The following is a 14,231-nucleotide window of genomic DNA, read 5'->3' on the forward strand; positions in this document are numbered from 1 at the left end:
TCTAATATATTCATCCCGGTGATGACCAGGGAATTTTTTTTGGAAGTTTGAAAACCGGAAATTATATTTGTAGAATAGTATAGTATAGTACAGATGTGAATAGTACAGGTCAACTAAAAAAAGCACGTTATGAATGATGGGATCACAGCGCCGTTCCACGATTCATGTTCCACCATTCGTATTCCATTTACGTTTTAAATTAAAAAAAAATGATTGCCAGACACTTGCTGAAATGCGTCATCGCATTTTTTGCTGCGTTTTGTTTGTGCATACCAGGGTATGCACAGCAAAAAACATTCAAAGGTAAAGTCATCAGTTCCACCGACAAATCACCACTACCATTTATTTCTATAGTCGTAAAAGGCACCACTTCCGGCGCCAAAACAGATGAGGAAGGCAGGTTTGTGCTCGCAATGCCCGCCGGCAACAATACGGTGGTTGTTTCAGGAATTGGTTTCCGCCAGCAGGAGTTGTTACTTACCACCGATTTCACTACGATCGCGCTGGAGCCCTCTGTTGAAAACCTGAACGACGTGGTGGTAGTAGGATATGGCACCACTAAAAAAGCTACGTTAACAGGATCGGTTGCAGCGGTGAAAAGTGCAGAGATCGTAAGGAGCCCGCAACCCAATATTTCCAACTCACTCGTAGGCCGTATGCCGGGCCTCATTGCGCCCAACACCAGCGGGGAACCAGGTTACGATGATGCACGCCTGCTGATCCGTGGTGTGGCCACCACCGGCAACTCTGCACCTTTAATTGTAATTGATGGCGTACCCAATGCGCTCGGCGGATTTTCCCGCTTAAATGCCAGCGATATTGAAAGCATCAGTATCCTGAAAGATGCCTCCGCGGCCATTTATGGCTCGCAGGCCGCAAACGGTGTTATATTGGTTACTACGAAGAAAGGAGAAGCAGGTAAAACAAATTTCAGCTTTAACCTGAACCAGGGACTTATTAAACCCACCCGGCTGCCGGAATTTGTGGATGCGGCTACCTATGCTACTATCGTAAATGAAATAGGCTATTATAACAACCCGTCGCAAGGCCAGCACCAGCGCTATTCTGATGCGGAAATAGAATTGTTCAGAAATGGGAAAGACCCGGTGTCTTACCCGAATACAGACTGGGAAAAGGAACTGATGAAACCATTGGCGCCTCAGACTTCTGCCAATCTTTCCTTCTCCGGTGGCAGCAATAAACTTTCGTATTATATCTCCGGTGGTTATCTGAACCAGGATGGATTGTATCGCAGCAGTCCACTCAATTATAAACAATATAACATCCGCGCAAACTTCGATATTAACTTCTCTTCCAAATTTAAAGCAACGGTGCAGCTATCCGGCCGCCAGGAAGAAAAGACCGCCCTGGCCGGTTTTGGCGCCTCCAACGTATTTGAATTCCTTTACCGCACCTATCCAACACTACCGGCTTACTATCCGAATGGACTCATGGGCGCTGGCGTGGAAATGGGAAAAAATCCACTGGCAATGGCGCAGTTATCCGGTGCGGATAAAAGACCTATCACCACCGGCAGTATCATCGGTAAAGCGAGTTACGAACTGACCAAAGGGTTGTCCGTAGATGGAATGGTATCTATCGATAAACGTTTCGAATTTGATAAACAGCTGGCTCAAAACTGGATCGTGTACCAGTACGATAAAGGTGCACAAACCTATAACCCGGTGAAAGGCGGACCTAATAACCCATCCTTGTCGGAAAGCCAGATCAATTATACACTACTGAACTCTTTTCTCCGTTTGAGCTATGATAAACATTTTGGTAAGCATCAGCTCAGCGCGTTTGCAGCCGTACAGCAATCGAAAACAACCTATGAAACTTTTGGGGCCGCACGTCAGAACTACATTACTACCTTGTTGCCGGAACTGAGCCAGGGTGGCGCGCTGCCAACGGATGCAAGTAACTATGGCAGCAGCTATATTATTACCCGCAGAAGTTACTTCGGGCGTATCAGTTATAATTACGCCGAGAAGTACCTGTTAGATGTACAGCTCCGCGAAGATGGATCCTCTATTTTTGCCCCGGGAAGACAATATGGATTTTTCCCCAGCGCAATGGCAGCATGGCGCATTTCGGAAGAGTCGTGGTTTAATAAAAGTGCTGTCAACAGCTTAAAGATCCGTGCCTCCTACGGCCTGCTGGGAAATGAAAATATTAAACCTGACGATGCGCCCGGCTACCAGTATCTTCAGAACCTGAACCTGCAAACCAACGTGCTGAGCACTTTAACAAACGCAGGGCAACCTTACGGCGCCAATATTCCCACCATTGTATATGCCAAACTCGCGAATCCAAATATCACCTGGGAAACAGCGAAGAAGGCCAACATCGGTATAGACGCATCTTTATTCAACCACTTTAATGTGACCCTGGATGTATTCAGCGAAACCAGAGACAACATCCTGGCACCGAGAAATTTAAGTATTCCGGGGGTAAGCGGTATCAGCAGCAGCCAGATTCCCGATGAAAATATCGGTAAGGTAACCAACAAGGGAGTTGAAGCCTCCGTGATGTATGAAACCCATTTTAATGACGTGAAATTCCATATCGGCGGTAACTTCAGCTTTATCAAAAATAAAGTCATTTTCCTGGATGAAGCCCCCGGTACCCTGTCGTACCAAAAAGTGGAAGGACACCCCATCAACGCTGGCCTGTATTACCGCAGCATCGGCATCTTCAAAGACCAGGCGCAGATCGATGCCACGCCGCATGCACCCGGCACCAGGCCCGGCGACCTGATCCTGGAAGACTATGACGGTGATAAAGAAATCACTGCCGCAGACCGGGTGAGGGTAGACCAGAACAATATTCCGCAAATCGTATATGGGATCACGTTAGGCGCGTCATGGAAAAATTTTGATGTGAATATACTGTTACAGGGACAAGGCGAATCCGCACAATACCTCCTCTGGGAATCCGGCGAATTTGGCTCCTTTCTCAAGGAATGGGCAGATAACCGCTGGTCGCCGGAAAATACCAACGCTTCCTGGCCACGCCCGGTATCCAGACCGAATTCCAGCAACCTCGGTGCATACCCGAGTACTTTCTGGAACTGGAACACTTCTTTCCTACGCCTTAAAAATCTGGAGATTGGCTATAATCTCCCAACTGCCTTGCTATCCAGGGCATCTGTTAAATCCGCCCGCTTTTACGTGAACGGCTTTAACCTGCTCACCTTTACAAGAGTAAAACAAATAGATCCGGAAGGCACCGATGGCAGCGGATATTTTTATCCGCAGCAGAAAGTGTTTAATGTAGGTGTGAATGTGAATTTTTAAGCGGGGAAACAAATCATTTATTATCTCAATTGCAAAGAAATGAAGACTAAAAATATATCACTGATCCTGGTAGCGGCCGGCCTCGCAGCACTAGGAGCATGTAAGAAAGATTTTCTTGATACCACACCAACCAGCATCATCACCGATGCGGCCGTGTGGGGCGATTCCTCGCTGGCAGAAGCCTATGTTACAGGAAGATATATCGGTGTAGGCGGCAATAACGATGGTGGAAAACCAGGCTTTGGCCGCGGTTTTGAAGATGCCTGGATGAGTTCTGTAACGGACGAATCCATGGTGGTATGGGACAACAACACCTGGTTTGTGCAACAGGGCGCCCTTACCCCGGACAGAACCGGCTGGATGAGCGATACCTGGATCAGGAGCTACCGCAGCATCCGCGAAGTAAACTACGCTTTAGCCAATATCGATAAAGTGCCGATGAGTGATTATGGTAAAGAAAAACTGAAAGGGGAACTTCATTTTATCCGCGCTTACCGCTACCAGGACCTGATCCGCAACTTCGGTGATGTGCCGCTGGTAGGCGACCGTGTTTACAACCTGGATGATACCAATTTCGATTCGCTTTTTATCCGTAAACCGGTGCAGGAATGTATTCAGTATGCCGTGAATGAACTGAATACAGCTGCTGCCATGATGCAGAATAAAAGCTACCCCACTGGCCGTGGCTCATACGCCGCCGCGCTGGCGCTGAAAGCGCGCCTGTTGCTGTATGCCGCCAGCCCCTTGTATACCAAAGGAACCAACGATAAAACAAAATGGGCCGCCGCCGCTGCTGCCGCCGCAGATGTAATGGCGCTGAACAAGTTTACATTGTACAACAACTACAAAACTTTATTCACCATCAGCGGCACCAGTGAAGATATCTTTGAACGGGTATATTCTCCTACCAATGAGCACACCAACCTGGAACTGGTCAACGGCCCTAATGGGTATGGCGGATGGGGTGGGAATACCCCGATGCAAAACCTGGTTGACGATTATGAAATGGCTGATGGCTCCCGTTTCGACTGGAACAATCCCGCAGAAAAAGCAAATCCTTACCAGAACAGGGATCCGCGTTTTTATGCCAGCATTCTCTATAACGGCGCGCCTTACAGAACCCGCAACGTGGAAACATTTCTTCCCGGCGGTAAAGACAGTAAAGATGGTAACGGCAACTGGAATACCAGTCCTACCGGCTACTACGTAAGAAAATATATCAATGAAGGCAACCCGGTTGAAAATCCGAATCAAACCGCTTACCAGCCCTGGAAGTATTTAAGATATGCAGAAGTGCTGCTCAACTATGCTGAAGCGCAGAACGAGGCTGCAGGGCCGGATAATACCGTGTATAAAGCCGTAAATGATATCCGCGCAAGGGCAGGCATGCCTGAACTGCCGAAAGGATTATCGGCCGACAGCATGCGTATCCGCATCCGCAACGAACGCCGCATTGAACTGGCTTTTGAAGAACACCGCTATTTCGATGTACGCAGGTGGAAGATCGCCGAGGTGACAGAAAATATTCCGGGCTACGGCATATTACCATCCAAACAATCCAATGGTACAATCGTATATACCAGGATTATTGCGCTGGATAACCGCAAATTTGATAAAACAAAAAATTACTGGGTGCCTGTTCCGCAATCAGAAATAAATTCATCCGGAAGAAAACTCCGTCAGAATGACGGGTACTGATATTCTCCTTAAAATGATACGGATAGCGGGCAACCTGTTATCCGTATTGCGCATAAAGACCTGTAGCTATAAATTTAAAAGATTTTTTTCATGACACGATTCTTCCATTTAAAACAGGGCATCTGGTTATTGGCGATGTGCTGCTGCGGACAAGCATTCGCACAGGATGCCAGGCCATTGACGATACCTGTGGAATCAAAGAACAACGCCGTGGTATTGCAGGTAGATGCAAAAGGACAACTGTCTACCATCTACTTTGGTACTAAGCTATCCAATGCGGCAGAATACCAACAGGCGCCGCTGGCATACAAGCAAAGCGAAGATTATTCAACTGTATCCAATGCCGCTTATACGGCGGCCGGCACAAAAAACCTGATGGAACCCGCCATTGCAGTAACACATGCCGATGGCAACAATGCACTGGACCTGCGTTATGTAAGTCATAAGGTGACTGCCCGCGGAGCCGGTGTGGAAGAAATCAGCATCCTGCTGAAAGACCCGGTATACCCGTTTGAAGTAACGTTGTACTATAAGGTATATAAAGCGGAAGATGTAATAGAGCAATGGTCGGTGATCAGGCACCAGGAAAAGGGAAATGTTACCCTGCAGAAATTTGCATCTGCCAATCTTTATCTCAAAGCTCCCCGTTACTGGCTCCGCCAGTATCATGGCGACTGGGCAAGAGAAATGCAGCCGGAGGAAACACCGCTTACACATGGCATTAAAACGCTGGACTCCAAACTGGGCACCCGCGCCAATTTATTCCAGCCGCCGGTATTTATGGTGTCGCTGGATCAACCGGCTACAGAAGACCAGGGCAGCGTGCTATACGGATCGCTGGAGTGGAGCGGAAATTTCAGGATCGATCTGGAACTTGACAACCTGGATAACTTACGGATCATAGCAGGGATCAACAATTATGCATCTCCCTATGTATTAAAAACAAATACTGCTTTTGAAACACCGCCGTTCCTCTATACCTTTTCCACAAAAGGAAAAGGAGAGGCCAGCCGTAAGCTGCAAAGCTGGGCGAGGAATTATAGAATACCGGATGGAAAAGGAGAACGGCTCACGTTATTAAATAACTGGGAAGCCACTTATTTCAACTTCGATGAATCTGCACTGAAAGGGTTATTAAAAGATACCAAAGACCTGGGCGTGGACCTGTTCCTGCTGGATGATGGCTGGTTTGGGAATAAGTTCCCGCGTAACAGCGATCATGCAGGGCTGGGCGACTGGCAGGAGAACCGCAAAAAACTGCCTAACGGCATCGCTGCACTGGATAGCATGGCACAGCTCAACGGGGTGAAATTTGGTATCTGGATAGAGCCGGAAATGGTGAATCCAAAGAGTGAGCTGAATGCCACACACCCCGATTGGGTGTTAAGACAACCCGGCCGCGAAGAACATTATTTCCGGAACCAGCTGGTGCTGGATTTAAGTAATCCAAAGGTGCAGGATTTTGTGTTTAAGGTGGTGGATTCGTTGTTCATAAAAGCGCCTAAATTATCTTATATTAAGTGGGATTGTAATGCCGTTATTTACAACGCATGGTCGGCTTACCAGCGGCAGCAGCAATCGCAGTTATACGTGGAATATGTGCGGGGCCTGTATAAAGTACTGGCCAGGGTACGCGCTAAATATCCAAAGGTGTCGATGATGCTTTGTTCCGGTGGCGGCGGCCGTGTGGACTATGCCGCGTTGCAGTACTTCACGGAGTACTGGCCCAGCGATAATACAGATCCTTTGGAGCGGATCTACATCCAGTGGGAAAATTCCTATTTCTACCCGGCTATTGCCAGCGCCAACCACGTAACCGACTGGGGAAAACAACCGATTAAGTTCAGGGTGGATGTAGCCATGATGGGCAAGCTGGGTTTTGACATTGTGGTAAAAGATTTAAAAGAGAAAGATCTTGCTTTCTGCAAGGAGGCGATTAACAATTATAGTGCTTTGAAAGAGGTGATCTGGCACGGTGACCAGTACCGGTTGGCAGATCCGCACGAGGGCAGCGTAGCCGCCATAATGTATCTCGATGAAAAGAAAACCACCGGCGTGTTGTTTAACTACCTGGTCAATTACCGCTATGGCGAAGGCAGCAAATTTCCCATCCGGTTAAAGGGCCTGGACCCTGCAAAGAAATACCGCCTGAAAGAAATTAATCTTTATCCCGGCGAAGCAACAACTATCCCGGATAATGCTATATTTACCGGCGAATTTTTAATGAACATCGGGTTTAATCCGCAGCTGAATGTTAAAAGAACCAGCGTGGTTATCCAGATCAACGAAGTATCCTGATTATCTATGAACAATTTCCAGTTAGAAGAACATCCACACCAGCGATTAAACATTTTAACGGGCGAGTGGGTATTAGTATCGCCGCACCGTACCAAAAGGCCATGGCAGGGCAAAGTAGAAAAGGTAAACAAAGATCCGCTGCCGGCGTACGATGCATCCTGTTATTTATGCCCGGGCAACAGCCGGATGGGCGGGGATCTGAACCCGGCCTACACGGAACCTTTCGCATTTACCAATGATTTTGGCGCATTGATGGCAGATACGCCGGCAGGCGTAGCAATAACAGATGACTTACTGCATGCACGGGGCGTGAAAGGCATCTGCCGCGTGATCTGTTTTTCCCCGCGGCACGATCTCACATTGCCCTTGCTGGAAGTAGCAGACATCCGGAAAGTGATCACGTTGTGGCAGGAGGAGTACCAACAGCTCTCCGCGGATCCCGCTATCAGGTATATCCAGATTTTTGAGAACAAAGGCGATATCATGGGATGCAGCAACCCCCATCCACACGGACAGATCTGGGCAACCAGCGATTTGCCGGCGGAACTGATCAAGGAAACATCTCACCAGGAAAAATATTATGAAGCTACCGGCAAAAGCCTGCTGCAAAGTTATGTTGCTCTGGAGTTAAAGAAACAGGAACGGATTGTTTGTGAGAATGATCACTTCGTGGCATTAGTGCCCTTCTGGGCGGTTTGGCCTTTTGAAACCATGATCATCAGCAAACGGGATGTACCGGATCTGATGCATTTTACGGAAGAAGAGCAGCTTGCGCTGGCGGATATTTTAAAAAGATTAACCACAAAATATGATAACCTTTTTGAAACATCTTTCCCTTACTCCGCTGGTATGCACCAGGCGCCCGTAAATTCGGGGGATCATCCGGAATGGCACTGGCACATGCATTTTTACCCACCGCTGTTGCGTTCTGCATCCGTGAAAAAGTTTATGGTAGGATATGAGCTGCTGGCCAGTCCGCAGCGCGATATTACGCCGGAATGGGCCGCCAGGAAGTTACAATCCCTGTCTGAAACCCATTATTCACTGCAAAAAGTTGCAAGTGTTGAAAAAACGCAATAGCTTAGTAGGATAGTGTAGTACAGTTAATTCCAGATTAATTTTCCTTACATGCAGGACGTATACGAACAGATACATGAACTGGAAGGAATTCCCGGTCTTTCTAAACATGAACAATTTGTTCAGGGAATTATCAATGCTATCAATTCAAGATTGTTGTCGAGGGGCGACCCATTGCCTTCTGTGAATAACCTGATCGGAGAGCTGGGATTTGCAAGGGAAACTATTGCCAAAGGTTATAAAGAGCTGGTGGAAAGAGGTATTGTGGCATCGCAAAACCGGAAGGGCTTTTTTGTAAGCAGCGATGATACCGGCCAGCAGTTGAAAGTAGCGTTGTTATTATTTGCGTTTGATACTTTCCAGGAAACATTTTATAAAACTTTCCGGGCACATCTCGGGGAGAACATACAGCTGGATGTTTTCTTTCATCATAATAACATCGAGGTATTTGAGAGCATTGTGGCATCTGTAAAGGGCCGCTATGGCATGTACGTGGTGGCGCCTATTCCGCATCCCAAAACCGCGGAGATCCTGCGGGGGCTGCCGGTGGATAAGTTCCTGATGATTGACCGCTACGAACCGTTGAACATGGATTGTTCTTACATTGTGCAGGAGTTCGGGGAATCTTCCTACAGGGCATTCACTGCGTTAACAGCTACCATAAAGCAGTTTGATGAAATGATCTTTTATTACCGGCCCTCTACGGATACGCCGATAGAAATACTCAAGGCTTTTAAGCGTTTTATAAAAGATCATAAGATCAACGGTGTTATTAAAACGGAATACGTACCTGGTACGGTGGCAAAGGGAAAAGTATATTACACCATCAATAATACGGAGTTGTGGGCTATCCTGAAAGACTGTGTGGAAAAGAAAATGACGCTTGGAAAGGATGTAGGCATTTTATCTCACAATGATGATGTGGTAAAGGAAATTATCTGCAATGGAATTACCACTTATTCCACGGACTTTAAATTAATGGCGGAGAAGGCAGCAGTTTTTGTACTGAACCGGGAAAAGATCCAGGAAGTACTGCCTACCGTGCTGATAAGAAGAAAATCTTTGTAACAGTAATTATTAATGCCACTTTCTACTATTATAAGCTTTGCTTTTTTCGTGGTGCTCATGACGGTATTGTCGTGGTACATTACAAGGAGGCACCAGTTGAAAACAGCCGCCGACGTATTCCTTGGCAGCCGCAGTTTAAACTGGCTGGTAATAGGCGGTGCGCTCATCATGACCAACATCAGCGCCAACCAGTTTATTGGTGAAAACGAGTCTGTTTTCATCAATAACATGTCTATTATGTCGTGGGGTGTTACTTCTGTATTTGCGATGTTGCTGGTAGGCGAGTTCCTGATGCCCATCTACCTGCGTATAGGCGCTGTTACCACACCGGATTTCCTGGAAGTACGGTATGACCGGGGCACCAAGAAAATTGTTTCCGTTATTTTCCTGCTCAGCTACCTGGTAAACCTGATTCCCGCGGTATTGTACGGCGGTGCGGTGGCTTTTAACGGGATCTTTCACCTGAATGAGCTGCTGCATATCAGCTATTGGTCTACCATCTGGCTGCTGGCCTGCCTGATAGGCATCATGGGCTTTTTCTACAATGTACTGGGCGGATTAAAAGTGATCAGTATCTCCGATACTTTGCTGGGCGGCGGTATGATCATCGGCGGATTGCTGCTGCCGTATTTCGGGTTTAAATACCTGGGGCATGGCGATGCGGAAACCGGTTTGCTAACCGTACTCGGCACCCATACCAGCCATTTAAATGCTATCGGTGGTGCACACGATGCAGTTCCCTTCAGCACTATTTTTACTGGTATGCTCCTGGTGAATATTTATTACTGGGGCATGGAACAGTTTATTGTGCAGCAGGCGCTGGGTTCCGTGAACCTGGAGCAAAGCCAGAAGGGAATTGCGCTGGCATGTTTGTGTAAATTGTTGTCGCCGCTCATGCTCAACATTCCCGGCCTTATTGCCGTGCACCTGTATATCCATCCACAGGCAACGGCGGAAGTGTTTCCCAGGATGGCGGCGGATGTGCTGCCGCCGGTATACACCGGTTTAATTGCGGCCATTGTTTTTGGTGCAGCGCTCAGCACTTTTAACGCAGGGTTGAACAGCGTGGGTACACTGTTCACTATGAATTTGTATAAACCTTTTATGATAGCCCGCAAAGGCAGCATCACGGATAAAGAACTGATCAGCAGAACCCGCCTGTTCCAGGTACTGGTATTGCTCACGGGTATTGTGATTGCACCCTTTATCATGTTGTTCAAGGGAGGTTTTTATAATTATATCCAGATGCTGGCGGGGTTTTTCAGTCTCCCGATTTTTACCATCATGGTGGTGGGCATGGCTACCCGGCATGTTCCGCCGGTGGCGGCCAAAGCGGGATTGGTATTTTTCCTGGCTGTAAATGTATTACTGCAATGGGTATTCGACACCGGTATCCATTACCTGCATTTGTTGGCGATGACGTTTGTAATAACGGCAGTGCTGATGCTGATCATCGGTAAAATAAAACCGATGGCCGTACCTTATCAGCCGGCGGTGATCCCGGTGGTATCGGTAGAACCCTGGAAGAACCGGCACTGGTACAGCGCTGCTTTACTGATATTAATGGTGTTGCTATTTATCATCTTTTCACCACTAGGACTTGCAAAATGAATAACGCTCTGATCTGGTGCAGATACCTTTTATCTGTCACGGGAATGCTTTGCCTGTTAACGCCGTTGCATGCGCAGCAGGCCGCTCATGTCAAACATATTTCCTTCGGGAAAAACAATTACATCGCCTACGATTTACGGAAAGGTACCTACTCCGTGTGGACCGGCGGAAAAGAAATCATCCGGCATGCATTTGCGTTTTATGAAGATGCCGGCCGGCCGGATACCCTTCCTGTTAACCGCACTTTTACCAGTGTACCCGTGAAAGATGGTATGGGAGAAGGAACCCGGTATGTGATTACATCTGCCGGTAACGGCGTAAAAAAACAGCAAATATTTTATGTATATAAAGGGAAAGATGGTTTTTATACTTCGTTAACTCTGCAGGGAAAGGGCGCCCGTTCCCGGGCGATGAGCCCTTTAACAGGGGAAGCGGCTATTTATACCAGCGGGGTAGTCGTTCCTTTTGATAATGATGCATGGATCAGGTACCGTGTAGCGGATCAGCGCGGCCCGGCATTTACCAGTTCAGAGGTAACTGCGTTGTACGACAGTCTTACCAACGCTGGACTGATACTCGGCTCGGTAGAGCATAACAATTGGAAAACAGGGGTAAAGGTGGAAGATTCACACGTTTCTGTAGTGGCGGGGTGGACTGATAGTCTTGTTACCCGCGACAAAATACCCCATGGCATAGTTACGCAGGGCGATACCCTGTGCAGTTCCCCGAAAATCCTGGTACTGCCGGCCGCCAACTGGCGCAAAGGCATGGAGCAATATGGCAGTGCTAACCGCCTCGCAGAGCCCCGCTATATTTTTGAATGGACGGGGGCAAAGCCGCTGGGCTGGAACAGCTGGGGAAGTATGCAAACGAAGTTGAACCTGGTGAAAGCCAAACAGGTGGTCGATTTTTTTGCAGACTCCTGTAAAACGTTCCGTGCTAAAGATGGCAGCCTTTACATAGACCTCGACTCTTATTGGGATAACATGACCAAAGGCGGCATGACCGGCGATTTCAGCCAGTTGAAAGAATTTGTGGCTTATTGCAGACAACGGGGATGTAAACCCGGTATTTACTGGGCGCCGTTCGTAGACTGGTCCAAATCGTCCCGCGTAGTAGAAGGAAGCCGTTATAATTACGAGGAAACCTGGACCAAAGTAAACGGGCAATACCACGATTTTGATGGCGCCCGTGCCATGGACCCCACTCATCCCGCTACCCGCGACCGCATCGCCTATCTCATCAAACGGTTCAGGGAAACCGGCTTTGAAATGATTAAGATCGACTTCATTGGCCATGCGGCCATAGAGGCAGATCGCTGGTATGATCCTTCCGTGCATACGGGCATGCAGGCGTTCAGGAAAGGCATGGAATTCCTGGTAGATCAGCTGGATAGCAAGATGCTGGTATACGCCGCTATTTCGCCCGGTATGGCCACTGGCAGATATGTGCATATGCGCCGTATCGCCTGCGATGCGTTTAAAAACATTGACGAAACAGCCTATACCCTTAATGCTACCAGTTTGGGTTGGTGGCAGAATGAAGTATACGATTTTACCGATGCAGATCACGTAGTGTTTGCGGGCGCCAGTCCCGGTGAGAACAGGGCCCGCCTTGCCTCTGCCATCGTTACCGGCACCGTTGTTACCGGCGACGATTATGCTGAGCACAGCAGCGCTTCCGGCGTGGCACAGCAGCTGTTGCAAAACCGCGAGGTGCTGGAAGCCGCACAGTTGCCTAATGGTTTTGTTCCGGTAGATCACCATACCGGCGAAACCCCCTCCAGCCTCTTTGTACACAACAGCGGCCGGTTTACATACCTGGCCGTGGTGAACTATAACAGGAAAGCCACCGCTTTCGAAGCTGATTTTGATAAGCTGGGACTCAGCCCCGGGGAATATCTCTGTAAAGAATTATTCTCCGGTAAAACATCCAGGGAGAAAGGGAAGATCCATGTAACGGTAGACGCTGCGGACGCCATGATCTTCCGGTTGGAGAAGAAATAAGGACCGGTATACCCGGAAGCGCAGCTATATGCCGTTTTTATTATTTTTATCTCTAACTTTAATAAAAAAAATGGAAAATAGAGGGCTGCTTTTTATTCCGGATATAAGTGGCTTTACCCGTTTTGTGAATGAAATAGAGATTGAGCACAGCCGCCATATTATCCAGCAACTGTTGGAACTGCTGATAAACGCTAATCAGTCGGGCCTGGAAGTGTCTGAAGTGGAAGGCGACGCCATCCTGTTCTATAAGTTTGGATCCCCGCCGGAGCTGGAAGTACTGTATAAGCAGGTGGAAAAGATGTTCTGCGAATTTCACCGGTACCTGGTCAATTACAATCACCGCAAAATTTGCCAGTGTAAAGCATGTGTATCCGCTATTGACCTTACCCTGAAGGTAATTACCCACTATGGCGAGTTTACCACCTACCAGGTAAAGAATTTCAGTAAGCTGATAGGGAAAGATGTGATAGTGGCGCACCAGTTGTTGAAAAATGATATAGAACAGCATGAATACTGGCTGGTAACAGATAACCTGTTGCATGATGAGCCGCCGGAAGGACTGGCGCAATGGATGACATGGGATGCCAGCATCAAACAAACAGAAACCGGTAATATTTCTTTTCACTACACGCATTTAAGTGAACTGCGCAATACCTTACCACCTGATCCCGATCCACAGATAGAGCTTAAAAATAAAACGAAAATGATTTCTGTGTCGAAGGAATTTGACCGGGATATAAAAACGCTCATTTATAGCGTCGTGCATTTTGAGTTCAGGCACCTGTGGCAACCCGGTGTGGTGGCAATAGACGAAGTAGAACATTTTCTGCCCGGCGTAGGTAGCCGTCACCGGCATGTGATGGATAATGGCGAACATGTGATAATGTTCACCAGCAGTTTTTCGTACGATCCGGAACAAAAGGCGTTGTTCAGTGAAACAGATGAGAAGCGGCATAACGCTTTCTACTATACGGTGGAAAAGGTAACAGACCAGAGAAGCCGGTTGACTATTGATTATTATCTCCCTAAAAATTTTATACGGCAATGGCTTTTCCGGCTCACGGAAAAAGATAAGGTAGAAGCGGGTTTATGGAGGTCGCTCGAAAAGCTGGAGCCTGTGGTAATGAATATGAAGTTGCCGCTGGATTTTTAAGAAAAGAGGCGACTCCTGCGA

Annotated in this window: 8 protein-coding genes; all 8 read left to right on the forward strand. The window is 47.8% G+C overall.

Features of this window, described 5'->3' with window-relative positions:
- The first annotated feature begins 209 nt into the window (after positions 1–209).
- The 8 genes from QFZ51_RS10540 to QFZ51_RS10575 all read left to right on the forward strand — a co-directional run bounded on the left by QFZ51_RS10540 (position 210) and on the right by QFZ51_RS10575 (position 14,210).
- Positions 210–3,299: a SusC/RagA family TonB-linked outer membrane protein gene (locus tag QFZ51_RS10540; RefSeq protein ID WP_429045636.1), complete on the forward strand. Its 3,090-nt coding sequence runs from the start codon at positions 210–212 to the stop codon at positions 3,297–3,299.
- 39 nt (positions 3,300–3,338) lie between these two features.
- Positions 3,339–4,997, forward strand: coding sequence for a RagB/SusD family nutrient uptake outer membrane protein (locus tag QFZ51_RS10545; protein WP_429045638.1), 1,659 nt, complete (start codon positions 3,339–3,341; stop codon positions 4,995–4,997).
- A 90-nt stretch (positions 4,998–5,087) separates the two neighbouring features.
- On the forward strand, positions 5,088–7,295 hold the full coding sequence (locus QFZ51_RS10550; protein WP_429045640.1) for an alpha-galactosidase: 2,208 nt from the start codon (positions 5,088–5,090) through the stop codon (positions 7,293–7,295).
- A 6-nt stretch (positions 7,296–7,301) separates the two neighbouring features.
- A complete protein-coding gene (locus QFZ51_RS10555) occupies positions 7,302–8,375 on the forward strand; it encodes a UDP-glucose--hexose-1-phosphate uridylyltransferase (protein ID WP_429045642.1) in 1,074 nt (357 codons plus the stop codon).
- A gap of 48 nt (positions 8,376–8,423) precedes the next feature.
- On the forward strand, positions 8,424–9,440 hold the full coding sequence (locus QFZ51_RS10560) for a GntR family transcriptional regulator (RefSeq protein WP_429045644.1): 1,017 nt from the start codon (positions 8,424–8,426) through the stop codon (positions 9,438–9,440).
- A 12-nt stretch (positions 9,441–9,452) separates the two neighbouring features.
- The gene (locus QFZ51_RS10565) at positions 9,453–11,051 is read left to right on the forward strand and encodes a solute:sodium symporter family transporter (RefSeq protein ID WP_429045646.1); all 1,599 of its coding nucleotides are present in this window, start codon (positions 9,453–9,455) and stop codon (positions 11,049–11,051) included.
- 44 nt (positions 11,052–11,095) lie between these two features.
- Entirely contained in the window at positions 11,096–13,057 is a 1,962-nt protein-coding gene (locus tag QFZ51_RS10570; RefSeq protein WP_429045648.1) for a hypothetical protein, read from the forward strand.
- A 70-nt stretch (positions 13,058–13,127) separates the two neighbouring features.
- Positions 13,128–14,210 carry a DUF2652 domain-containing protein gene (locus QFZ51_RS10575; protein ID WP_429045650.1) on the forward strand — a complete coding sequence of 361 codons (1,083 nt, stop codon included), beginning with the start codon at positions 13,128–13,130 and terminating at the stop codon, positions 14,208–14,210.
- Positions 14,211–14,231: the final 21 nt, after the last annotated feature.

It is taken from the genome of Chitinophaga sp. W3I9, assembly GCF_050434025.1.
Lineage (GTDB): Bacteria > Bacteroidota > Bacteroidia > Chitinophagales > Chitinophagaceae > Chitinophaga.